The organism is Marinomonas phycocola (assembly GCF_047525455.1).
In the GTDB taxonomy this organism is placed as follows: Bacteria; Pseudomonadota; Gammaproteobacteria; order Pseudomonadales; family Marinomonadaceae; genus Marinomonas.
In genome coordinates this window covers 16,588-40,143 of sequence record NZ_JBLIXL010000008.1, presented here as the reverse complement: position 1 = coordinate 40,143, position 23,556 = coordinate 16,588, and the positions used below count along the sequence as shown (strand labels likewise).

General features: G+C 39.6%; 26 protein-coding genes. 17 read left to right on the top strand and 9 right to left on the bottom strand.

Features of this window, described 5'->3' with window-relative positions:
- The first annotated feature begins 81 nt into the window (after positions 1–81).
- The 5 genes from adk to ACMUMJ_RS07925 are packed head-to-tail and all read left to right on the top strand — an operon-like array spanning position 82 to position 3,335.
- Positions 82–741: an adenylate kinase gene (adk, locus tag ACMUMJ_RS07945; RefSeq protein ID WP_414678286.1), complete on the top strand. Its 660-nt coding sequence runs from the start codon at positions 82–84 to the stop codon at positions 739–741.
- Between the two features lie 4 nt (positions 742–745).
- Positions 746–1,453, top strand: coding sequence for a tRNA (adenosine(37)-N6)-threonylcarbamoyltransferase complex dimerization subunit type 1 TsaB (tsaB, locus tag ACMUMJ_RS07940; protein WP_414678285.1), 708 nt, complete (start codon positions 746–748; stop codon positions 1,451–1,453).
- A 3-nt stretch (positions 1,454–1,456) separates the two neighbouring features.
- Positions 1,457–2,263: an undecaprenyl-diphosphate phosphatase gene (locus ACMUMJ_RS07935; protein WP_414678284.1), complete on the top strand. Its 807-nt coding sequence runs from the start codon at positions 1,457–1,459 to the stop codon at positions 2,261–2,263.
- A gap of 9 nt (positions 2,264–2,272) precedes the next feature.
- Positions 2,273–2,560, top strand: a complete 288-nt coding sequence (locus ACMUMJ_RS07930) for a hypothetical protein (RefSeq protein ID WP_414678283.1) — start codon at positions 2,273–2,275, stop codon at positions 2,558–2,560.
- The gene (locus ACMUMJ_RS07925; RefSeq protein WP_414678282.1) at positions 2,553–3,335 is read left to right on the top strand and encodes a class I SAM-dependent methyltransferase; all 783 of its coding nucleotides are present in this window, start codon (positions 2,553–2,555) and stop codon (positions 3,333–3,335) included. The genes ACMUMJ_RS07930 and ACMUMJ_RS07925 overlap by 8 nt, the downstream gene beginning before the upstream one ends.
- Before the next feature lie 18 nt (positions 3,336–3,353).
- Here the strand turns inward: ACMUMJ_RS07925 and ACMUMJ_RS07920 are convergent, their stop codons facing one another.
- On the bottom strand, positions 3,354–3,566 hold the full coding sequence (locus ACMUMJ_RS07920; protein ID WP_414678281.1) for a SlyX family protein: 213 nt from the start codon (positions 3,564–3,566) through the stop codon (positions 3,354–3,356).
- Between the two features lie 249 nt (positions 3,567–3,815).
- Between ACMUMJ_RS07920 and ACMUMJ_RS07915 the strand changes: the two genes are divergently transcribed.
- The 3 genes from ACMUMJ_RS07915 (at position 3,816) to ACMUMJ_RS07905 (ending at position 7,412) form a co-directional block, all read left to right on the top strand.
- On the top strand, positions 3,816–4,292 hold the full coding sequence (locus tag ACMUMJ_RS07915) for a cold-shock protein (RefSeq protein ID WP_414678280.1): 477 nt from the start codon (positions 3,816–3,818) through the stop codon (positions 4,290–4,292).
- A gap of 29 nt (positions 4,293–4,321) precedes the next feature.
- Positions 4,322–4,822 carry a thiol peroxidase gene (gene tpx / locus ACMUMJ_RS07910; RefSeq protein WP_414678279.1) on the top strand — a complete coding sequence of 167 codons (501 nt, stop codon included), beginning with the start codon at positions 4,322–4,324 and terminating at the stop codon, positions 4,820–4,822.
- 223 nt (positions 4,823–5,045) lie between these two features.
- Positions 5,046–7,412 (top strand): putative bifunctional diguanylate cyclase/phosphodiesterase, encoded by a 2,367-nt coding sequence (locus tag ACMUMJ_RS07905; protein ID WP_414678278.1) that lies wholly within the window; start codon positions 5,046–5,048, stop codon positions 7,410–7,412.
- Positions 7,413–7,564: 152 nt separating this feature from the next.
- Here ACMUMJ_RS07905 and ACMUMJ_RS07900 read toward each other — a convergent pair whose 3' ends face one another.
- From ACMUMJ_RS07900 to dapE, 3 genes are read right to left on the bottom strand one after another with little or no spacing between them, the layout of a single operon-like run.
- On the bottom strand, positions 7,565–7,939 hold the full coding sequence (locus ACMUMJ_RS07900; RefSeq protein ID WP_414678277.1) for a hypothetical protein: 375 nt from the start codon (positions 7,937–7,939) through the stop codon (positions 7,565–7,567).
- Positions 7,940–7,942: 3 nt separating this feature from the next.
- Positions 7,943–8,221 (bottom strand): hypothetical protein, encoded by a 279-nt coding sequence (locus tag ACMUMJ_RS07895; protein WP_414678276.1) that lies wholly within the window; start codon positions 8,219–8,221, stop codon positions 7,943–7,945.
- A gap of 4 nt (positions 8,222–8,225) precedes the next feature.
- The gene (gene dapE / locus ACMUMJ_RS07890; protein ID WP_414678275.1) at positions 8,226–9,368 is read right to left on the bottom strand and encodes a succinyl-diaminopimelate desuccinylase; all 1,143 of its coding nucleotides are present in this window, start codon (positions 9,366–9,368) and stop codon (positions 8,226–8,228) included.
- A gap of 62 nt (positions 9,369–9,430) precedes the next feature.
- Between dapE and ACMUMJ_RS07885 the strand changes: the two genes are divergently transcribed.
- A complete protein-coding gene (locus ACMUMJ_RS07885; RefSeq protein WP_414678274.1) occupies positions 9,431–9,667 on the top strand; it encodes a hypothetical protein in 237 nt (78 codons plus the stop codon).
- 1 nt (position 9,668) lies between these two features.
- On the opposite strand, the gene ACMUMJ_RS07880 is transcribed toward ACMUMJ_RS07885, so the two are convergent.
- The 5 genes from ACMUMJ_RS07880 to map all read right to left on the bottom strand — a co-directional run bounded on the left by ACMUMJ_RS07880 (position 9,669) and on the right by map (position 16,018).
- Positions 9,669–10,013, bottom strand: a complete 345-nt coding sequence (locus ACMUMJ_RS07880; RefSeq protein ID WP_414678273.1) for an ArsC family reductase — start codon at positions 10,011–10,013, stop codon at positions 9,669–9,671.
- A 91-nt stretch (positions 10,014–10,104) separates the two neighbouring features.
- Positions 10,105–11,139 carry a 2,3,4,5-tetrahydropyridine-2,6-dicarboxylate N-succinyltransferase gene (gene dapD / locus ACMUMJ_RS07875; protein ID WP_414678272.1) on the bottom strand — a complete coding sequence of 345 codons (1,035 nt, stop codon included), beginning with the start codon at positions 11,137–11,139 and terminating at the stop codon, positions 10,105–10,107.
- A 35-nt stretch (positions 11,140–11,174) separates the two neighbouring features.
- The gene (gene dapC, locus ACMUMJ_RS07870) at positions 11,175–12,371 is read right to left on the bottom strand and encodes a succinyldiaminopimelate transaminase (RefSeq protein WP_414678271.1); all 1,197 of its coding nucleotides are present in this window, start codon (positions 12,369–12,371) and stop codon (positions 11,175–11,177) included.
- Between the two features lie 7 nt (positions 12,372–12,378).
- Entirely contained in the window at positions 12,379–15,072 is a 2,694-nt protein-coding gene (gene glnD / locus ACMUMJ_RS07865; protein ID WP_414678270.1) for a [protein-PII] uridylyltransferase, read from the bottom strand.
- A gap of 94 nt (positions 15,073–15,166) precedes the next feature.
- Complete coding sequence (gene map / locus ACMUMJ_RS07860; RefSeq protein WP_414678269.1) at positions 15,167–16,018, bottom strand: type I methionyl aminopeptidase; 852 nt, start codon at positions 16,016–16,018, stop codon at positions 15,167–15,169.
- A 323-nt stretch (positions 16,019–16,341) separates the two neighbouring features.
- On the opposite strand from map, the gene rpsB reads away from it, so the two are divergent.
- The 8 genes from rpsB to rseP all read left to right on the top strand — a co-directional run bounded on the left by rpsB (position 16,342) and on the right by rseP (position 23,550).
- On the top strand, positions 16,342–17,085 hold the full coding sequence (gene rpsB / locus ACMUMJ_RS07855; protein ID WP_414678268.1) for a 30S ribosomal protein S2: 744 nt from the start codon (positions 16,342–16,344) through the stop codon (positions 17,083–17,085).
- Between the two features lie 82 nt (positions 17,086–17,167).
- Complete coding sequence (gene tsf, locus ACMUMJ_RS07850; protein WP_414678267.1) at positions 17,168–18,028, top strand: translation elongation factor Ts; 861 nt, start codon at positions 17,168–17,170, stop codon at positions 18,026–18,028.
- Between the two features lie 123 nt (positions 18,029–18,151).
- Entirely contained in the window at positions 18,152–18,874 is a 723-nt protein-coding gene (gene pyrH, locus ACMUMJ_RS07845) for a UMP kinase (protein ID WP_414678266.1), read from the top strand.
- Positions 18,875–18,881: 7 nt separating this feature from the next.
- A complete protein-coding gene (gene frr, locus ACMUMJ_RS07840; protein WP_414678265.1) occupies positions 18,882–19,439 on the top strand; it encodes a ribosome recycling factor in 558 nt (185 codons plus the stop codon).
- Between the two features lie 55 nt (positions 19,440–19,494).
- Positions 19,495–20,226 carry a polyprenyl diphosphate synthase gene (uppS, locus tag ACMUMJ_RS07835; protein ID WP_414678264.1) on the top strand — a complete coding sequence of 244 codons (732 nt, stop codon included), beginning with the start codon at positions 19,495–19,497 and terminating at the stop codon, positions 20,224–20,226.
- Between the two features lie 2 nt (positions 20,227–20,228).
- Complete coding sequence (locus ACMUMJ_RS07830) at positions 20,229–21,032, top strand: phosphatidate cytidylyltransferase (RefSeq protein WP_414678263.1); 804 nt, start codon at positions 20,229–20,231, stop codon at positions 21,030–21,032.
- Positions 21,023–22,207, top strand: a complete 1,185-nt coding sequence (gene ispC / locus ACMUMJ_RS07825; protein ID WP_414678262.1) for a 1-deoxy-D-xylulose-5-phosphate reductoisomerase — start codon at positions 21,023–21,025, stop codon at positions 22,205–22,207. The genes ACMUMJ_RS07830 and ispC overlap by 10 nt, the downstream gene beginning before the upstream one ends.
- Positions 22,204–23,550, top strand: coding sequence for an RIP metalloprotease RseP (gene rseP, locus ACMUMJ_RS07820; protein WP_414678261.1), 1,347 nt, complete (start codon positions 22,204–22,206; stop codon positions 23,548–23,550). Before ispC ends, rseP begins: the two co-directional genes overlap by 4 nt.
- Positions 23,551–23,556: the final 6 nt, after the last annotated feature.

The window sequence follows — 23,556 nt, the reverse complement described above, 5'->3', positions numbered from 1 at the left end:
GAATATTAAGTAACTTGTAGCCTATAAGATAAGAGAAAAATTTGAACCAATTTCGAATTAAACTATTGTTGGAGAAAGTACATGCGAGTAATTTTGCTAGGCGCACCAGGTGCAGGTAAAGGCACACAAGCTCAATTTATTACTGAAGAATTTGGTATTCCACAAATCTCTACCGGTGATATGTTAAGAGCCGCAGTTAAAGCGGGTACTGAATTGGGTTTAAAGGCAAAAGCTGTAATGGATGCAGGACAATTAGTTTCTGATGATCTTATTATTGGCTTGGTTAAAGAGCGCCTACTTGCTGATGACTGCCAAAATGGCGCTTTATTTGATGGTTTTCCAAGAACTATCCCTCAAGCTGATGCATTAAAAGACGCTGGGGTGTCTATTGATTATGTTGTCGAAATTGATGTTGCTGATGAGGAGATTGTTCAACGTTTAAGCGGTCGCCGCGTTCATGAAGCATCTGGACGTATTTACCATACAACGTATAATCCTCCAAAAGTGGAAGGTAAAGACGATTTAACAGGTGATGATTTGGTACAACGAGTTGATGATAAAGAAGAAACGGTGAGGCATCGTCTATCTGTCTATCATGATCAAACTGCGCCTCTAGTTGGCTACTACACTGATTGGGCTGCAGCATCTCCTGCTGAATCACCTAAATATGTGAAGATTAATGGTGTGGGAGATTTAAATGAAATTAAGCAAGGTCTTTTAAGTTCACTAAAGGCATCTTAATTCGATGAGTGTCATTTTATCTATAGATACATCAACGCCATCATGTTCTGTGGCGTTGAATATTAATGGGGTTCTATTGGAAGATTTTCGATTGGCCCCGAGAATGCATAACGATTTGATTTTACCTATGGTCGATCAGCTGCTAAGTCAGGCCGAATTGTCTTTAGGTGACATTGATGCGATTGCATTTGGACGTGGTCCTGGGTCGTTTACTGGGTTGCGTATTTCTGCTGGCGTTGTACAAGGGTTAGCATACGGTGCTGATCTTCCTGTTATACCTGTTTCGACACTTGAAGCAATGGCGTTAGAAGCGTATAGAAAATACAATCGCAACTTTTGGTTGTCGGCTTTAGATGCCCGAATGGGTGAAATCTATGTTGGCGGTTTTTCAATATCAGAACCTAATGGGTCTGTTGTCGTGGAAACGTTACTATCAGAAAGGGTCGCCAAGCCAGACAGTTTTGGGGTGATTGATGAGCCTTATAATGGTGTTGGATCTGGCTGGTGCTATCAAAATATTTTAACCCAACAAATGATATCTCCTTCTGAATTTGTAGATGAAGACGTTTCTCCTAGGGCTCTATACATTGGAGAATTGGCAAAAGAGTTGTTTGATAAAGGGGCAGTGGTATCATCCTACGATGCGATGCCAACTTACCTTAGAGATGAGATATCATGGGAAAAGCAGCCTCTTAAAATTGGTAAACGTTAGTCAATGCTCTGGTTTCATATTGTCTTCCTATCATTAATCCAAGGAGTTACTGAGTTTCTACCTATATCAAGCTCAGCTCACCTTCTTTTACCTTCCAAATTACTTGACTGGCCTGATCAAGGTCTGGCTTTTGATGTTGCAGTTCATGTTGGTTCTTTAGTCGCAGTGAGTTGGTATTTTAGAAAAGATATTATTCGACTTGTAATGGCATGGTTTGATGCAATTACAACATCGACCTCCTCAAAGGACAGTCAGCTAGCTTGGTGGGTTATTATTGCAACCATTCCAGCCGTATTAGTTGGCCTTGTTTTTAATGACTTTATTGAAGAAAACTTTCGCTCTATTAACGTGATTGCTTATACAACGATAATTTTTGGTATTCTATTGTGGTGTGCGGATGCGTTTTTCACAAATAAGAAAAAAGAATATGATTTAACCCTACCGAATGTTGTGTGGATTGGAATCGCTCAAGCTGTCGCACTGATTCCAGGAACGTCTAGGTCTGGTGTGACTATGACGGTGACAAGGGCGTTAGGTGTCAGTCGAGAGGCATCTGCGCGCTTTTCTTTTTTATTATCGATCCCTTTAATACTGGCTGCTGGCTCTTATAAATTTCTTGAATTGCTTTCGCTTAATGTCGAAATTGAATGGGGTATTATTGCATCAGGGGTGTTTCTGTCTTTCATTAGTGCCTATGCGTGTATTTATTTTTTCTTGAAATGGTTGAATACTATAGGGTTTACACCTTTTTTATTTTATAGACTGTTCCTTGGTGTTGCTTTACTCTGTATTAGTTATTTGAATGTGTAGGCTGAAAGGATGAATATAGGTTCTCAATTACCTGTCATTAGTAATAGTCCAAGCTCTAGGTCTTCTGTTTCACAGAAAACTCAAATGAGTGTTACAGAGAATAGAGGTCTAGTCGCCTCTCCAAGCAACCAATCTCATTTTGAATCGGTATTCTCTACGAGTGGACGTGCATCTTTTAGTCGAATTGATAATATCGATCGCTTAACTCAAGACGCTCTAAATATGTATTCTCAAAATCAATCTTTAGGGGTGGATAACCCTAGAGATTATTTAGTCGGTGTTGATGTTTATGTCTAACGCTTTGTCGGTTGCATACTTTGATTTTTATTATAAAAGTGAAGCAGAGAAATTAGCTCAAGAATTGAAGCTACCCTGTTTCCAAATAACGACTCCTTTAAAAAAGCATACAGAATACTCTTATTTGCTATTAATTACAGATGGAGGGCTTTCTATTGCAAAAACTGGAAAATCAGCACCTAACCCTATCTGTGTTGACTTTGTTAATGGTGCAGTAGCTCACCGTAGGGTATTTGGTGGTGGTAAGGGGCAAGATATTGCAAAAGCCATAGGTCTAAATAAACGCTCAGGTCTACGAGTACTTGATGGTACCGCTGGTTTGGGGAGAGATGCATTTGTTTTTGCTTCTCTTGGGTGTGATGTGACTTTGCTAGAACGAGTTCCATTCGTAAGGGCGTTGTTAAAAGATGGATTGTCTCGTGCTTCCTTATCAGAAGAAATTGCAAACATTATGCAAAGAATGACGTTTCTTGAAGGCGATATTCTGAAGCAAACGGAAGAGTCATATGATGTCGTGTACTTAGATCCTATGTACCCACACCTTGAAAAATCAGCCGCCGTAAAAAAAGAAATGGTTTTTTTTCGAGATTTAATTGGCTTTGATGAAGATGCGGATCACTTGTTACCTTATGCAAAAAAAGTGGCGATTTATCGAGTTGTTGTAAAACGGCCTAAAGGCGCCCCCTTTCTAAATAATGAATCTCCCACGTATCAGATAGAAGGAAAATCAGGCCGCTTTGATGTTTATGTCAATAAAACATTGGATGATTCGTAGTGGTGGAGCCAGAGGAAATTAATAATGAGGAGGTGCTTCATTCTCATTAACATTGGGTTGTGAACGGTAAGATTCGACAAGTTTGATCATTAGGGCAAATTTTTCTTCCAACAACATGATCTCTCTTTGTTGCTTCGAAAGTGCGATGTTTAACGTTTCTATCATATCTTCCTGATACTGTAGTTTAAACTCGAGGTCATTCATGCGTGTATTGCTTTCTGTGGTATTCATATATGCCGTCTGTGTGTTAATCTTAAATTATAAGCCGTTTCTTATTAGTGTTTATTACACGTTTTTAAATGTATAAAGTATTACACTATGTTCTAGGAAACGAATAGTGCTTGTATTTTAATCTTAAGTATAGTTGTTGGGTACTTTTTTATACTTGTACTTAAGCTATTTTTATACTATGACAATCCGTTATCCAGTGATCGGGTAGGTTTGTTTTATTACTAATGTTTTTATATAAAGAGATTTTTTATGACTGAACACCATGACGTTGATCGTAAAACTAACAAAGCATCGTTATTTTCTGTTCGAGCTTTGATTGCTAGCTTTATCATTGCTCTAGTTGCCCCTTTATTGATGGCCGCTGTATTAGGTGAAGAGTTAGGGTCGAATTTTCTAGTCTACTTTGCTTTTACCTTTGTATCAGCTTATTTAGGTTCCTTATTAAGCCAAAGCCCTGTGGCTGTTGAAACAAAAGTGAGCTATGTAGATGCAGATGAGGAGGATGAAAATGATGATAGGGAAGAAGGGACCGTTAAATGGTTTAACTCATCAAAAGGTTTTGGTTTTTTAACTCGAGACAATGGAGAAGACGTTTTTGTGCATTATCGTGCAATTAGAGGCCGTGGTCGTCGTTTTCTTATTGAAGGTCAGTTAGTTCGCTTTTATGTCACTGAAGGTGAGAAAGGCAAGCAAGCTGAGAATGTTTCGATTATGAGAAATGCTTAATTATTTAACAATAAATTGATGAGGTTTGTATGGCAACGGTGACGCTTCAAGGCACTGCTTTTGAAACAATGGGTGAACTTCCTGCAGTAGGTACTAAAGCCCCAAATTTTGAGCTAGTTAAAGTGGATCTTTCTACTGTGACTTTGGAGGATTATAAAGGCAAAAAAATTGTACTCAATATATTTCCTTCTATTGATACTCCTACATGTGCAATGTCTGTGCGTCAATTCAATAAAGACGCTGCGTCGTTTGATGGTGTTGCTATCATATGTGTTTCTGCAGATTTACCTTTTGCTATTAGTCGCTTTTGTGGGGCTGAAGGTATTGAAAATGTAGAGGCGGTATCTTCTTTTAGAAGTGACTTTGGAAAAGATTACAGTGTAGGGTTTTCAACGGGCCCTTTAGTTGGATTGTTATCTCGATCTGTAGTTGTTATTGATGAAAGCGGTATGGTTTCGTATGTTGAGCAAGTTGCTGAAACAGCTGATGAGCCAAATTATGCAACAGTACTCGCACATCTTTCATCTTAATTCAGGCGAGTTAAATGCCTAAAAGTATATATATACCAATAAATGGATGTCGTCTTGATTCATTTATTGGTATTGTTAACTATATTGTATCAAAGCAGCGCGTCTCTTGTTTTTAACTTAGTGACGATATTTAAAGGTGCTATATGTTTCGTAGAAAATGTTTGAAATGTTTTCTTTTGTGCTTTTTTATTCAGCTAGAGATGTAGCGCTGGTGTTCAATAAAATGCAAAAAACATTATCAATAAAAATTGCAGGTAAGCTCGCTATAATGTTGTTGTGTGCTTTATTTATTGCCACATTAGGTTCGTATATGTATGCGGATCAGCGAGCAACAGATGAATATGAAAGTCGTTTGATTGTATTGGATGAAGAGCTAAAAGTGTATGCCGATTTAATTTCTGAGCCTGTTTGGGGGTTTGATTATAAGACGGTTAAAAGCATTTTATCCATTCTGATAAGTCAGGCTGATGTCATCAATATTATTGTTTTAGATGATAATAATCAAAAAATACTCGATTTACCTACATTAAACAGCCATCACGAAGTGCTGATCAGTTACTCCATTCCTGTGGTTTTTTCTGCCCCAAATGTAACTAAGCATATTGGCCGTTTGATTGTCGATATTGGTAATCATTCACTTATAGAAAAAAGAAAAGACACTCTTTTTGATTTGATTTCACTGTCTATAGGTGTTTTCTTTCTTTTATCCATTGCCTCTTGGTTATTTGTAAAATATGTAGTATCGAGGCCTTTAAATGCAATTCTATTTGCGATTAGTGAATCAAGAGGAGATGATCACTTTTGTGACATTGACCATGTTGCAAATGATGAGTTTGGTATTGTTATTGGAGAATACAATAACCTACAAAAGCGCTTGCAAATACAGCATCAAAATTTAAAAGAAAGTGGTGAAAGGATTACTACGCTTTACAATACAACACCTTCTATTATGTTTAGTTTATCCCTTGATGGGGATATTATAGAAGCTAATGATTATTTTACAGATTATTTCAAACTTTCCAGAAACAGAGCAATTAATCAAAAGTTCTTAAATTTTGTCGACTCTAATGAATTTGATATACACAAAGATGTTTTACATCCTTTGTTGGTTGATAATGAAGTGCACGAAATATTTGTCCTAATAAAAGTCGATGGAGAAAGTCGTCCAGTTTTGCTGGATGCACGACTGCACATTGAAAATAATACTCAAAAAGTGTTAGCTGTAATGACAGATATATCTGGTTTGGTCGCCACTCAGAAAGAGTTAGACCGACAAGCAACACATGACTTATTGACGGGTTTGTTAAACCGATTTGGATTTCAAAATAAAGTTGAAAAAATCTTAAGAAACAGTGCCAAATCAGATGCATATGCCTTAATAATAATTGATCTTGATCATTTTAAGTCCATTAATGATATTTTTGGTCACCAAATTGGTGACTCCATTATTCAGATTCTGTCTAAGCGTATTATTAACTACCTTCCTGTCGGCAGCGTCTCTGCAAGACTGGGAGGGGATGAATTTGCTGTGTTGATAAAAGATCAATCTGCCGGTGTTCCGAATAATATTGATATTTCTAATGTTTGTAACAACATTCTAGAGTGTCTTTCTTTGCCTATTTTAATTGAAGAAAGAACAATGAATTTATCTGGCTCTTTAGGTGTTTCTTACTATCCCAAAGATGCTTCTTCTGTAAATGAATTATTGAGAAATGCTGATATAGCGATGTATCGTGCAAAGCAGATGGGAAGAGGGACGGAATACGTCTTCGAACAGGCTTTACAGCATGAAATAACAGAAAAAGCTCGTTATGAAGCGATATTAAGACGAGCGTTAGAAGCCGATACAGTGCTTGTTTATTATCAGCCTATTATAGATTTAAATTTAGATGGGGTTGTTGGTGCAGAAGCACTGGTTAGATTGAAGGACCCGGATACTGGAGATATCATCTTTCCAGATCTCTTTATTTCTATTGCCGAAGATACAGGTCTAATAATTCAACTTGGCAAGAAGGTGTTAGAAAAAGCCGTAGAGGACACACAGCTTTTACGAGATAAGTTTAAGGAAGACTTTTATATTAGTGTGAACTTCTCTAATCGCCAATTCCAACAGGGAAATTTGGTTGAAACAGTGAAAGACGTATTGTATCAATCTCAATTACCTGCTCACCTGTTATTGGTTGAGTTGACAGAAAGTTTGCTTATTCAAAATAATTCTCAAAGCCATAGTGTATTGAAATCATTGCATGATTTAGGCTGTAAGTTAGCGATTGATGACTTTGGAACCGGCTATTCTGCTTTGAGTTATTTGAATCAATTCCCTATAGATATATTGAAGATAGATCGGTCTTTTATCTCTAAGTGCGAATCAAATGCCACTGATCAGTCTCTTGTTGCTGCCATTCTTAATATGAGTAAAGGGTTGAATATGAAAGTTGTGGCAGAAGGTATTGAAAATGAGTATCAAAGAGAGTTCTTAATTTCTAAAGAATGCCATTTGGGACAAGGTTATTTCTTTAGTCGCCCAGTTCCTTTTGATAAGTTTGATCAATATGTAGAAAACTATGGGGTTTCTCACGCTACTGCTTAAATAAAAGCATGAACCTGAGTAAGCATGAGAGGTTAGCTCTAAAGTGCTAATCTAATTATTGCAATGATTTTATATTTGCCTTGTTGTTCTTATCTCTTGGATTTAAGAGCGCTGTTTTCTATGGAATGGCTTGTGTTAGCGATTTATAGGGCTCATTTCCAAATAAACGGGCCTTCTTTGTGCTGATTTATTATCCACCATTGATCAGGGTCAGAGTTGTCTTCTTCCTCCCAGCCGCTGTGAATGCAGCGAACTTCGCACCCCAATGCTAGAAATGCGTCTTTTGCACATTCAATGTCATTCAACCACTGTGTATTGGGTGAATTAAACCATACTGATGTGAACCTTTTTCCAGCGGCTTCCTCCAATATAACAATTTCTATTTCGTGAGACTGGTTATGAACGGTTAAATACACACATTTTTCTTTTTTCTTAGGGGCTTCGGCAATGATAAATAGGGATTTTAACCAGTCTAAAATAGATTCTGTTTTACAGGAGAGAAGGTAAATTTCAATATCAGGTTGCATGGCTTATTTTTTACTCTTGCTGTTGATCATAGTGTAAATGCGTAAGACACTCATGGATAAATATCCAATGAGTGTCCATACAGCGCCAATGGAAGCGATCACTACCCCAAAAAGAGCTAATACCTCCTGTTGGTGGGATGGGGTAATAACTCTATCGGACATGATTAATATAAGACTACCGAATACAAACAATAGTGCGCCTTGGATAATTCTGGCAAGTGCTTGCTTTGGGTTGTTTCCAAGCTTCATAGCTAGAGTATGCAGTCGGTTTTCTTTTTTCATGATGTTATTTCTTCGCAAAAAGGTTAGTAAGAATGCCTTCATAGACGAGAGACAGTTTGTTTAAGCTTTCAGCATCAACGTGTTCGTTTATTTGGTGTATCGTTGCGTTGACTGGACCTAATTCAACCACTTGAGTACCCATCTTAGCAATAAATCGACCGTCTGACGTGCCACCACTGGTAGAAAGTTCAGGTGTTATATTTAGTTCGGTTTGAACTGATTTAACGATTGCGTCGACTAACTCCCCTGGCCTTGTTAAAAATGGTAATCCGTTGTACGTCCATTTAATGTCGTAATTCAATTGGTGTTTTTCAAGAATGGCAATGACTCTTTCTTTTAATATGTCGAAGTTTAGTTCGGATGAGAAACGAAAATTGAATTGTGTGTTTAATGTTCCTGGAACGATGTTTGTAGCCCCAGTTCCTGATTGGATGTTAGATATTTGAAAGCTAGTAGGGGGGAAGAAGTCGTTTCCATTATCCCAGTGTGTATTGGCTAATTCGTCCAATGCTGGTGCTACTAAATGGATTGGGTTCATTGCTAAGTGAGGGTACGCGACATGGCCTTGTTTACCGTGGATGGTTAAATCTCCACTGAATGAACCACGGCGACCATTTTTTATAATGTCCCCTAGTTGTTTTGTACTTGATGGCTCTCCAACAATGCACCAATCAACGATTTCTTTTCTTTCTATAAGTTCATCGACTACTCTTGTTGTTCCGTCAATAAAAGGGCCTTCTTCATCGCTGGTGATTAGAAAAGAGATCTGTCCGTCATGATCTGGGTGTTTATTAACAAAATTTTCAACTGCAATGATCATGGAGGCAAGGCTGCCTTTCATGTCCGCTGCACCGCGACCATATAAAATTCCGTTAATGATTTCAGGCTTAAACGGAGGGACATTCCATTGATCTAGAGGGCCCGTTGGAACAACATCTGTGTGTCCCGCAAAGCAAAGGTTTGGTCCTAATGAGCCTTTTTTTGCATAAAAGTTTTTGACATCGCCAAATGGCATTTTTTCAACAGTAAAACCAATGGCTTCTAGACGATTAATCATCAATTCTTGGCAGCCGGCATCTTCTGGTGTAACCGAAGGTCGAGACATAAGATCTATAGCGAGTTCTAAAGTAGGGGATGTCATGGTCATTCTTTACCTTTTTTGCCTATTTGGTTATCTTAGTTAACTCCAACCATAGTAGGGCAGTGAATATGAAAATCGGATTTGTGGGTGTAATGTGTATTGTTTTATTTGGTTGTGCTTCCTCTCCTAGTGAGCGAATAACTCAGAGAGAACGGTATTATCTGCCATTGGTTCAATCTGATGTTAAGCAAAAGTCTTCGCAAAATATTCGGGTACAGCAGATGTCTGATAGGCCGAAATACAGCTCACCAGTTCGATCAGGTAAGCCTGTTAATCATGCAACCTATTCACCGGTCGTTCAGTAACCTAAGAGAACAGTTGGCGGTATTCTTCTGCTTTAAATCCAAGGGTTATTTCATTTTCTTTTATTAATAGTGGGCGCTTAATCATTGATGGTGTATTTAGAAGTGTTTCTACCGCGAGTTCGTTAGACATGGTGTTTTTTGATGCGTCATCAAGTTTTCTCCATGTAGTGCCTCTTTTGTTGATGAGTGCTTCCCAGCCGAGTGTGTCTATCCATTGACGTAGAAGGGGTTCATTTAATGCGCCTTTCTTATAATCATTGAATTGATACTGAATCTGAGAATCATCTAGCCATTTAAATGCTTTTTTCATGGTATCACAATTCTTAATGCCATAGATCTGGATCATTTTTGACAAGTGCTCCTTTGAAATAAAGTAGGCCAATAGTTCTGTGTTAAAGAGCTATTGACCTATGTTTGATGTCTTTTTTATATAAAGATTAGTTTGCGTGTAGTGCCGAATTTAGTGCAATGGCGGACTTATTCGTTTTACATTCGATTGCGCCAGTAGCTGAATTGCGACGGAACAGTAAATCAGACTGGCCAGAAAGCTCGCGCGCTTTTACAGTGGTCACAACGTCATTGTTTTCATCAAGCACAGCTACTTTTGAACCTGCTGTAATATAAAGGCCTGATTCGACAATGCAGCGATCTCCAAGGCCAATGCCTATGCCTGCATTTGCGCCAATTAGGCACTCATCGCCAACGGCAATAACGATGTCGCCACCACCAGAAAGGGTTCCCATTGTTGAGCAACCGCCGCCTAGATCTGAACCGTGTCCAACAACAACGCCTGCTGAAATTCGGCCTTCAACCATGCTTGCGCCTAATGTTCCTGCATTAAAGTTTACGAATCCTTCGTGCATTACTGTGGTGCCTTCTCCTAGGTGTGCGCCTAGGCGAATACGTGCGGCATCGCCAATGCGCACACCCGTTGGTACAACAAAATTCACCATTTTAGGGAATTTGTCGACACTGAATACTTCGATTGTTTTGCCTTCCATACGAGCGTTTAGCTGACGGTCTGCTAATTCTCGTACGTCAATTGGGCCTTCATTTGTCCATGCTGTGTTTACTAGAAGGCCGAACATGCCAGTTAAATCCGTTTCATGGGGTTTAACAAGTCTATGAGAAATTAATTGAAGCTTTAAATACACATCTGCGGGTGATGTTGGGGCTGAATCTTCAGCCAGTACACACAAAACAATGGGCTGAGTTGATGACTTTAATTTAGAGGCGAGTTCGGCTTGCTCTATGTTACCTGCTTTTAATAGCCCCATATGCAAACGGTTTAAATCACTTTCATCTAAAATAAGTGTTTCATTTCCGTTTGTATAATTAGTATTTTCAGTTAGAGCGCTGAATGTTTCAGCTTCTAAATTAATGGCTGGATTAGGGTAGAAAACTTCTAACCATTCGCCTTCTTTATTTTGTGTGCCAATACCGAGACCAAAAGAAAAGATGTTAGTTGTCATTGATATCTCCAAAATGTATGTGAATAAAATTGAGTTTATATAGCATTATTGATGACGAAGTTTTTTATGCGTTGAGCGGCTTCGATGCATTGCTCTTCCTCCGCAACTAGCGCCATCCGAACGTGATTATTTCCAGGGTTAAAGTCATTCACTGTGCGAGCTAAGTAACGCCCAGGAAGTACTAATACGGATTCTTGTTGATAAAGCTTGCGACAAAATTCTTCATCATCCATTTTAGTTTTTGGCCACAAATAGAATGCCGCTTCAGGGTGAGAAATCGACATGATGGGTGAAAGTATCTCTAGTGCTGCTTTGAACTTTCTTCTGTATAGGTCCCTGTTCTTTAAAACGTGGTCTTCATCTTGCCATGCAAGAATGGATGCTTTTTGATGGTGAGGTGGCATAGCGCAACCTTGATAAGTTCTATAGAGTAGAAAGGCTTTTAAAATGTCTGAATCGCCTGCTACAAATCCAGAGCGTAGTCCTGGTAGGTTGGACCTTTTTGAAAGGGAGTGAAACACTAAGCAATTCTTATAGGTTGGGTTACCAAGAATTTGACATGCTTCCAATAGACCTAACGGTTTTTTATCTTCATCAAAATAGATTTCTGAATAGCATTCATCTGCAATTAAAGTGAAATTAAAATCTAAGGCCTTTTTTAGTAAAAAAGTATAATCATCTAATGTGGTGACGTTGCCAGCTGGGTTGTTAGGTGAGCAAACAAACACAATTTTGCTCTTTGCCCATACAGAATCTGGAACGTCATGATAATTTATTTGGTAGTTGTTATCGGCATCGCAATTTAAGAAGTGGAGTTGAGCTCCAGATAAAATGCCTGCGCCTTCATATATTTGATAAAAAGGATTTGGGCTAACGATGATGTCGTCGCCCTTACTGTTAATCAGTGTTTGTGTAATTGCAAATAAAGCTTCTCTGGTGCCTGTTACAGGGAGAACTTGTGTTTTGGGGTCCAGTTGATTTAAAGAAAAGCGGCTTTTGCACCACTGAGCGATAGACTCACTTAATGCCGGATCACCTTTTGTTAGAGGGTATTTACTTACGCCATTAACGTTTTGAGTTAAGCAATCAAGAACGAACTGAGGTGCTGCATGTTGCGGCTCTCCAATGGTTAATTTTATAAGCTCTTTTTCCGAATTTGGTTTTATATCGGTTAGTAAGTCAGCCAATTTTTCAAAAGGATAAGGGTGTAACGATTGAATGTATGGGTTCATGTTGTTCTCATTTGTTGACTTGTGAGAATTGATCGATTTTTTCTTTTAACTGAGTGCAAATGATATTAATTCGGTTGGGTTCTAGAATTAAATTGCCATCGTGCTCTGTAATATAGAAGGTGTCTTCAACTCTTTCTCCAAGTGTAGCGATTTTTGCTTTATGCAGCATTATATTATGCGTCATAAAGAATTGCCCTATCATAGCTAATAAACCGGGACGGTCTGGCGCGATAACTTCGAGTGCAGACCACACTTCTTCTGGCTCACTGATTAATCTTACATTTGATGGAATGTTAAAGATTTTTAAAATTCTTGGTGTATATCTTTGAATTAAACTCTCAAATAAAGAGGGTGATTTCAGTTGTTGAATCAATGTTTCTCTAATCAGTTCAATTCGTTCTTGGTCTAGGTATAGGTTTGGTGCATGATCATTGTCATCCATTACGACAAAGGTGTCTAAGCTGTATTTTGTACTCGATGTGCTTATTTTGGCATCTAGGATGGTTAGGTCTAGCTGTTCTAGTGTTGCAGCGATAACGGCAAACAAATGCTCAGTAAGAGGAGTGTAAACAAAAATCTTGCTGGCTCCTGAGAAGTTTCTCCCACCAAGAGGGCTGATTGCGACCAGAGGTTTTTCGCTTGGAGAGTGCTTCAAAATCGCTTCTGTGTTCCATGCAATTTCATCACCGCTAGAGCGAATAAAGTATTCTTCCTCTATATTCTCCCAGATTTTTTCGGCGTCATTAATATCAACGTGACGCTCAATGAGGAGTTCAAGTGCACGCTGTTTGTGTTCGTCGCTCAGCATGTCAGCATCAATAGGGGAGTCTAGCCCTCTTCTTAAGGCGCGTTTTGTTTCAAGGTAGAGTTGGCGCATTAGAGACGCTCGCCAGCTATTCCACATAGTTGGGTTGGTTGCATTGATGTCAGCGACAGTGAGTATAAACAGATAGTCTAGATGTTCTTGGTCTTTAACAAAGCTGGCGAATTCCCAGATAACTTCAGGATCTGATATGTCTTTACGTTGGGCAATAACAGACATCTTTAGGTGATGTAGTACGAGCCAAACAACTAACTTTGTGTCTTGTTTGTTTAACCCGTGTCGAATGCAGAACGCTTCTGCATCAGCGCAACCTAGAATTGAGTGGTCACCGCCTCTGCCTTTTGCAATATCATGATAAAGGCCTGCAATATACAGAAGCTCTACTTTGGATATGTGTCTAATGGCTTGAGATGAAATAGGGAATTGCTGCTTGGCGTCTGGTAATAATAATTTTCTTAGGTTTTCGACTAAATGAAGGGTGTGCGCGTCCACTGTATATATGTGAAATAAGTCATGCTGCATTTGCCCAATGATTGCACCAAATTCAGGCAAGTAGCGCCCTAGTAAGCCAATGTGTTTCATAGAGCGTAGCAATGCGGTTAAATGTCGAGGGCTGGATACTATGTCCATGAAAAGCGCGGTGTTGCTTGGTGCGCTTCTAAAATCATCATCAATTCTGTCTAGATTGTCTCGCAATGCGCGCATAGTACTTGCACGTATGCCTTTATTTTCTTCTAAGGTGCCTAAAATAACGTAGATTTCAAGCATCGAAGATGGGTTAGTCGAGAAAATATTTGGGTCGCGAATTTCCAGTTGACCGTTTAAAGTCTGGAATCGTTCATTAATGATTGTGATGTTTTCTTTTTCATTTAAGTTCAAAAATGACTCTTCGAAATGTTGCAGTAGTAAGTCGTTCAATTGTTGTATGGCTGCGACACTTTGGTAGTAGCCTTGCATAAATCGTTCTACGTTGCGTTTTAAATCGTCGCTGTTAAAACCAAAGAGGTGTGCGAGTGTTCTTTGGTGATCAAATAAAAGGCGATCTTCTTTTCTGCCTGTGATTGTGTGTAAAGCCCATCTAATACGCCAAAGGTTGCCGACAGCACCTTTTATTTGTAGATATTCGTCATCGGAGAGGAAAGATTGTTGAACTAATGCGCTGAGCCTGTTTGTTCCAAGAAGTCTTTTTGCAACCCAGTCAATGACTTGTACGTCACGTAGACCGCCAGGGCACTCTTTGAGGTTCGGCTCTAAATTGTAGGCCGTGTTTTGATATTTTGCGTGTCGTTGTACCTGTTCTTCAAGCTTACTCTGATAAAAGGAATGTGCATCCCACATTTTGTTTGTATCAATGAGTGGCTTTAGCATCTTTAGTAGATAATTGTGATCATTTAGAGGGCGAGCTTCTAGTAAGTTTGTAATGATGGTGATGTCTTTGTTGGCTAAAGCAACGCATTCGTCAATGGTTCTAACACTGTGACCAATGTCTAAATTAATATCCCATAAAAAAGTGATGAATGACTCAAGAGGGGTATGTAGGGAAGCATCTTTCTCTTTGAGTAGGATAAGAACATCAACGTCTGAATTGGGATGAAGTTCTCCACGACCATAGCCACCCACAGCAATAAGGCTGATATTGTTCTTATTGTCTAGGCCGTTAGCTTTCCAAATGGCTTTCAGTATTTCGTCAATCAGTGACGCAAAACCTTTCACTAGTTTTTCAATTGGATACAAAGAGTTAAATAAATTATTGTATGCGACTGTTTTTGATTCAATAATTTGTTTGTATCGACTTGTTGTGCAAAGAGGATTAGATAATTCTATTGTCTCTTCTAGGGTCAACAATGGAGGTGTGTCTGGAAAAGCAGGAAAATCCATGCAGAAACCTCTGAATAAGTTAAGGTGTAGTCGCGTGTTTTTTCAACGAAATGATGCGCCTATATTTGGCGCATCATGGGTTTCGATTAATGTTTTAAAATGTTTCTTCCGGTCGTCTTGTTAGTACTTCGACACCATCAGCGGTAACCAATAAAGAGTGCTCATATTGTGCTGACATGCGACCGTCTTTTGTTTTGGCTATCCAGTTATCGGCGCCGGAATGTTTGACTTGTTTTTTACCTGCATTGATCATTGGCTCAATTGTCAATGTCATTCCTTCTTCTAAGATATAGCCAGTTCCTGCTTTTCCATAATGAGGAACTTGAGGCTCTCCGTGGAATGTTGTGCCCAAGCCATGGCCACAATATTCTTCAACGACGGAATAATTGTTTTTGTGGGCGTGTGCAGAAATCGCGGCACCAATGTCTCCAATACGCGTGCCTGGCTTCACTAAGGCAATGGCTAAATAGAGGCATTCTTGAGTGATTTTGCAAAGGCGCTTTAAATGAGGGGCGGGTTCGCCAGCAAAGAACATTTTGCTAGTATCGCCATAATACCCATCTTTGATGACAGTAATATCGATATTAACCGCATCGCCTTTTTTTAATGATTTTTTTGCAGGAATTCCATGGCAAATTACGTCATTTACCGATGTGCAAATCGACTTAGGAAAGCCGTGGTAATTCAGAGGAGCTGGAATGCATCCTTGTTCCTTTACCATATAATTATGAGCAATAATGTCTAATTGATCTGTGGTTACGCCGGGGACAACGTACTCTTCTATCATTAATAAAACATCTGCCGCTAGTTTTCCAGCTAGACGCATTCCTTCAATGTCTGAGATGTCAGAAAAGCGTGTTGCAGGGGGTTTTGGCGTCCATTTGGGTACGTCCACACGTCCATCTTTAGTCAGGTCGTTGATTTTTTCTAAGATATCGTTGCTCATAATTGTTTAATAAATAGATTCAAAAATAAAGATGAGAGCCATTCTACATGAGTTGGAAAAGAGAGTCCTCCTTATTAAATAGAAAAAATGCACATGGAATCGATATATTGATTCTAGTGCTTTTGATTTGAGTGGTTTTATGGTATAAAACGCCCGCTTTATGAAGAATGAAAATGTTCTGGCTAAAAGCAACATTCATTATATTAACGATCTTGCCACTGTTGAGTAAGGCTTCTAGGGTGCCAATGGTTATTTTAAACCTTGTCTGGCTGGAGTCTTTAGTTGGTAAGCGATAACAACCCAAATACTTAAAGGATAGTAAAATGCCTACAGTTTCTATGCGCGACCTATTATTGGTTGGATCTCACTTTGGTCACCAAACTCGTTACTGGAACCCAAAAATGAAGCCGTTCATTTTTGGTGCTCGTAACAAGATCCATATCATTAACTTGGAGCACACTGTTCCAGCTCTTAACGATGCTCTAGCATTAGTTAAAAAAATGGCTGAGAACAAAAATAAAGTATTGTTTGTTGGTACTAAGCGTGCAGCATCTAAGACGATTAAAGAGCAAGCTGCTCGTTCTTCTATGCCATACGTTAACCACCGTTGGTTAGGTGGTATGTTGACTAACTACAAAACAATTCGTGCTTCTATCAAGCGTTTGCGTGAACTTGAAGGTCAAGTAAGCGATGGTACATTTGAAAAGTTAACTAAAAAAGAAGCATTGATGCGTACTCGTGAGCTTGGAAAACTAGAGCTTTCTATGGGTGGTATCAAGGATATGGGTGGCTTACCTGATATTCTTTTTGTTGTTGATGTTGATCATGAGCGAATTGCGATCAAAGAAGCAAATAAATTAGGCATTCCAGTAATTGGTATCGTTGATACCAATAGTAACCCAGATGGTATTGATTATATCATCCCTGCAAACGATGATGCGATTCGTGCTGTACAGTTGTATGTTACTGCATTCGCAGATGCTGTTCTTGAAGGTCGCAATGAGGCGGCTGGTACAGCTGATGAGTTTGTTGAAGTAAACGAAGCTGCTGAAGTTGAAGCTAATTAATAGCTTTCACTAGTTTCGAAAGGGGGGGCATCGCCCCCTTTTTTTAAATTTGAATTCGTATTTGTATTTGAGAGGATTAGATATGGCCGCAGTATCTGCAGCATTAGTAAAAGAGCTACGTGAACGTACCAGTCTTGGCATGATGGAGTGTAAAAAAGCACTCGTTGCAGCTGGTGGTGATATCGAAGCAGCAATTGAAGAACTTCGTAAAACAAGTGGTATGAAAGCAGCTAAAAAAGCTGGTCGTACTGCGGCTGAGGGTGTTATGGTTTTGCGTATTGCAGAAGATAATTCCTACGGAGTTTTGGTTGAAGTTAATTCTGAAACAGATTTCGCAAGCCGTGATGCTGGTTTTATAGCATTCGCAGATAAAGTGGCTGATGTTGTTTTTGAAACTAAAGAAACAGATGTTGCCGTTTTGCTTGATGGTGAAATTGGTCAGTTGCGTGAAGCTCTAGTTCAAAAAATTGGAGAGAATATTTCTCCACGTCGTATTGAACTAGTCGCAGGCGGTTTGGTTGGTGGTTATTTACATGGAAACGGTCAAATTGCTGTACTGACTCAACTTGAAGGCGGCGACGCTGAATTGGCTAAAGATGTTTCTATGCATATTGCAGCAGTATCTCCTCACGTTGTTCGTGGTGATGATATGCCAGCAGATGTATTGACTAAAGAAGAAGAAATTATTCGTGCGCAGCCTGATATGGCTGGCAAACCAGCTGAAATCGTTAATAAAATGATTGTTGGACGTATGAAAAAATTCTTGGCTGAGAATAGCCTCGTGGAGCAGCCTTTCGTGAAGAACCCAGAAGTTAAAGTTGGGCAATTAGTGAAAGATGCGGGTGCTAACGTAACTTCTTTCGTTCGTATGGAAGTTGGTGAAGGTGTTGAAGTTGCAGAAGTTGATTTTGCAGCGGAAGTTGCCGCACAGCTTAAAGGCTAATCGTTAATCGATTCGTCTTATTAAAAAGGGGCAGTTTTACTGCCCCTTTTTATGATTAACTGTCTACCTGTCCGGTCAGATATTGGTCGCTAAAGTTAAATAATTCCCAGTCAGAGGTTAAAAATGCCTAAAGATAAAAGTGCACAATATAAAAGAATCCTATTGAAACTCAGTGGTGAAGCTTTGATGGGAGATGAAAAATTTGGTATTGACCCTAAAGTATTGAACCGTATAGCTCTTGAAATCGGTCAACTTAGAGGGATTGGTGTTGAAGTAGGTCTTGTTATCGGTGGTGGTAATCTTTTTCGCGGTCAGGCATTGAGTGAGGCTGGGATGGATCGTGTAACAGGTGATCATATGGGGATGCTAGCGACGGTAATGAACGCCCTGGCTATGCGAGACGCGCTTGAAAGAGCTAATATTGCCACGCGTGTAATGTCTGCAATCACGATGACAGGTATTGTAGAGCCTTACGACAGACGTCGGGCGATGAGGTTGATGACAGAGGGGGATGTACTAATCTTTTCTGCAGGTACAGGTAATCCGTTCTTTACAACCGATTCTGCGGCGTGTTTACGTGGTATTGAAATTGATGCAGACGTTGTTTTAAAAGCGACAAAAGTTGATGGTGTCTATTCAGCTGATCCAATGAAGGAAGCTGATGCTGTAAAATACGAAACTTTGAGTTATGATGAGGTCTTAGAAAAACAATTAGGAGTCATGGACTTAACTGCTATTTGTTTAACGAGAGATCATCATATGCCGATACGTGTATTTAATATGAATAAACCTGGTGCGTTGATTAACATCATGGTTGGTGGTGATGAAGGTACAGTGATTAAATGAGGTTGTTATGATTAACGAGATTCTTCAAGACGCAGAAAGTCGAATGACTAAAGCGGTAACATCAGTTGAAATTGCATTCAAGAAAATTCGCACGGGTCGAGCTCATCCGAGCATTCTTGATTCAGTGAAAGTGAATTACTATGGTTCTGAAACACCATTAAGCCAAGTGGCTAATATTGCGGTGGAAGACGCTCGTACTTTAGGTATTTCTCCATGGGAAAGTAATTTGATTCCTGAAATTGAAAAAGCCATTATGAAATCAGATTTAGGATTGAATCCATCAACAACAGGTGGATTGATTCGTATTCCTATGCCGGCTTTGACCGAAGAAACGCGTAAAAACTATATCAAACAGGCTAAAGCCGAAGCGGAAAATGGTCGTATTGCTATCCGTAATATCCGCCGTGATGCCAACGGTAATTTGAAAGATTTAGTAAAAGAAAAAGAAATATCTGAAGACGAAGATCGTCGAGGGCAAGATCAAGTCCAGAAGATGACAGATAAGTTTGTCGCGAGTATTGAAGAGCGTCTAACGCAGAAAGAAAAAGATCTAATGGAAATCTAACGTGAATGACGGGGAAGCTAGCCTCCCCGTCCTTTACATCTGATTAGGTAATAGTATGTCTCAAACTTCGGCGGACGAATCTGCCAAGCCCCTCCCTCCTGCTCATATTGCTATTATCATGGATGGCAATAATCGTTGGGCAAAGAAAAAACATCTACCTAGTGTAGCAGGTCATAAAGCTGGAGCGGTAGCCGTTCGCAAAGCAGTCGAAGCCGCTGCCGAGTCAGGTGTTAATGTACTCACTTTATTTGCTTTTTCAAGCGAAAATTGGCAGAGACCAAAAGTTGAAGTTGAAGGCTTGATGTCTCTTTTTATGCGTTCTTTAAAGAAAGAAGTGAAGCGATTAAAAGAGCACAATATCAGGTTGAGAGTGATTGGGGATTTGTCTCAATTCAGCCCTGCGTTGCAAAAGCAAATTCAACTTTCAGAGTCTGAAACTGCATATAACTCCGGCATGTCATTAGTGATAGCTGCAAATTATGGTGGCCGTTGGGACATTACTCAGGCGGCTAAAAATGTGTGCCAAGCGGTGCTGAATGGCGACATGTCGATTGATGATATTGATGAAGCGGGTATCGGAGAATACATTCAGTTAGCGGATTTACCTTGTCCTGACTTACTAATTAGAACATCTGGAGAAGAGCGATTGAGTAACTTTTTACTCTGGCAAACGGCGTACTCCGAATTTGTTTTTTTACCTGTCCTTTGGCCAGATTTTGATAAAGCCCACTTTAATGAAGCATTATCAATTTATCACGGTCGTCAACGTCGGTATGGTGGGCGTTAATTATGTTATTAGCAAGAATATTAAGCGCTATAGCAATGGCCGTCGTTTTTGTTTTTGGTTTATTTGCGTTAGATAAAATTGGCTTTATGTTTTTCCTTGGAGGTGTTGTTGTTGTTGGTGCATGGGAGTGGGCCCGATTATCGGATATTACCAGTCAAACGGGGCGGTTATCTTTTGCTGGCTTAACTGGGACCATGCTGTATGGTATCGATTTGTTCTCTTTACAAAACGTGCTTTTATATATCACGCCTATTTTATGGGCAGGGGCTTTTTTCTGGGTCGTGTGTTATCCAAAAATTTCTAGTTGGAAGCACCCATTAGTGAGGTTGTTTTTTGGCCTTTCTATTTTAATAACGACTTGGTCTGCTTTTATTGTACTAAAAGATCAGGTTAATTTTGTTACATGGATTCTTGTTTTAATGGGGCTGATTTGGGGGGCTGATACGGGGGCTTATTTCTGCGGTAGGCGTTTTGGCAAGAGAAAATTGGCCCGATATGTGAGCCCAGGAAAGTCATGGGAAGGCGTAATTGGAGGCGTTGTCTTGACTCAGTTTGGGGTACTGATATTCAGTTTCCTTCAGGACTTTTCGACTATTTCATGGCTCACGCTTGCTGTAATTGCTCTGATTACTGTGTTGGTTTCTGTTTTAGGTGATCTAACGGAAAGCCTTTTTAAGCGTCATACGGGTATTAAAGATTCAAGTCAGTTAATACCTGGGCATGGTGGTGTGCTGGATCGAGTGGACAGTTTGCTATCGGCTTCTCCTATTTTTGTATTATTGCTTGGGATTGTTGGATGGTTGTAAAACAGTCAATATGTTTATTGGGGGCAACAGGTTCTATTGGAGACAGTACCCTTGATATTCTTCGTCAGCACCCAGAAAGATTTTCATTGTTTGCTGTTGCGGCAAACACCAATGTAAAAAAAATGACTGAAATATGTCGAAATTTTTTGCCTAAAGTAGCTGTTATGGGAAGCCTTAAGGCTCGTGATGCACTAGCAAAGCAATGTGAAGGTTTGCCTATTCAATTTGAATGGGGTGAAGAGGCGATGTGTATGGTTGCTTCGTCTCCTGAGGTGGATCAAGTTATGGCGGCTATCATGGGCTTTGCTGGCTTGAAACCTACCTTGTCAGCCATTCGTGCAAAAAAACGTATTTTACTTGCGAATAAAGAATCTCTTGTTACCGCAGGAAGATTGTTTATGGATGAAGTGGCCAAACACAATGTCACTTTGATGCCAATTGACAGTGAGCACAATGCCATTTTTCAGTGTTTACCTCAGAATGCCTCTGGTTTTCAAAAACATCATGTCTCTAAATTGTTGTTAACCGCATCTGGTGGCCCTTTTAGACATTGGTCTTTAGAGGATATGCGGAGCGTCACTCCAGCAGAAGCATGTAATCACCCAAATTGGTCAATGGGGCAAAAAATTTCAATCGATTCTGCAAGCCTAATGAATAAAGGTTTAGAGTTGATCGAAGCCTGTTGGCTGTTTGATATGACTCCAGATGATATTGATGTTGTTGTCCATCCCCAAAGTATTATTCACTCGATGGTTTCTTATGATGACGGTTCTGTCATCGCTCAGATGGGGGTGCCTGATATGAAGGTTCCTATTGCGTATGGTATGTCTTGGCCCAGTCGAATTACCACTGAAGTGCCGCATTTAAACTTGATGGATGTTGCCCAACTTGACTTCTCTGCTCCAGATTTAATTCGCTTCCCTAATTTGAAATTAGCTGCTGATGCTTGGTATATGGGCGGTACAGCAATGGCGCACTTAAATGCAGCAAATGAAATAGCTGTTGACGCTTTTTTAAATAATCAGATTGGTTTTTTGGATATAGCCACTATAAATCAATATGTATTGGAACAGTTGCCAGCTGTCCCTGTTACCAGTTTGGAGGATGTGTTTGAGGGTGATAAACTGGCTCGAAATTTAGCTAAACGTATTATTCTGTCTGGGAAAAACTTGTGATCCAAACCATTTTATCTATTGCTGTTGCTTTAGGCGTCCTTATTACATTCCATGAATTTGGGCACTATTATATTGCCCGACGATGTGGTGTTAAGGTACTTCGTTTTTCTATCGGATTTGGTAAGCCTATTTATACCTATGTTAATAAAGATGGAACCGAGTTTTCTTTGGCTTTAATTCCTTTAGGTGGCTATGTTCGTATGCTAGACGAACGAGAAGGAGCGGTGGCTGAAAATGAAAGGCACCTAGCATTTAATCAAAAGAGTTTATTTCAACGCTTTTCAATTGTTGCAGCAGGCCCTATCGCCAATTTTATTTTAGCTGCTTTCTTTTATTTTTGTGTTGCTCTGATTGGCATCCAGTCTCTGAGCCCTGTTGTGGGCAGTGTTGTACCTGAATCTCCAGCTTCTTTTGTTAATCTCGGAGAAGGCGATGAAGTTGTTAACATTAATGGCCAAGATACTCGATCATGGGAAGAGGTGAATCTCGCTCTTGCGTCATTGATTGGGCACAGTGGTACAGTATCTCTTAAATATACGAATATTGAGACACAGCGTACTTATACTGATCAAATTGAACTTAGTGAGTGGTTGAAAGGTGGAGAGATATCAAACTTAATTCATTCTTTTGGGCTGATGCCTCGCAGAGTGGTCATTCCATCTAAAATAGATCGGGTGGTTGATGGTGGCGCGGCCTATCGTTCAGGGATTCTTGTAGGTGATTTAATTATTTCTGCAAACTCTCAGCCAATAGAGAATTGGCTAGATTTTGTAAATGTAGTTCAAATGAGCCCTAATATCGATATACAGTTACAGCTCATTAGACAAGATGAAATAATATCGCTAACACTACAGCCTGATGCAAAAGAAAGTGGAGAAGGTTTAGTAGGGTATGTTGGACTCGCTGTTAAGCCAATGACGCTCAGTCAAGATTGGTATAAAACGATTGAGTATTCTCTATGGGGCGCTGCCTATTACGGTATTGCGCAAACAGGGAAAATGATTGAGTTAACCTTTTCGTCGGTTATCAAAATGGTAAAGGGTCTGATATCAATCGACAATTTATCAGGGCCGATTACCATCGCTCAGGTCGCAAGCTCTTCTGCGGATTCGGGTGTACAGTCGTTTCTAACTTTTTTAGCGTATTTAAGTGTGAGTCTTGGTGTGTTGAATTTATTGCCTATTCCTATGCTTGATGGAGGTCATTTATTGTTTTTTAGTATTGAAGCTGTGCGGAGAAAACCAGTCTCTGAACGTGTTCAAATTTTTGCCTATAAAATAGGTGCATCCCTTTTATTTACATTAATGGCAGTTGCTGTTTTTAATGATATTGCGCGACTTTAGAGAGGT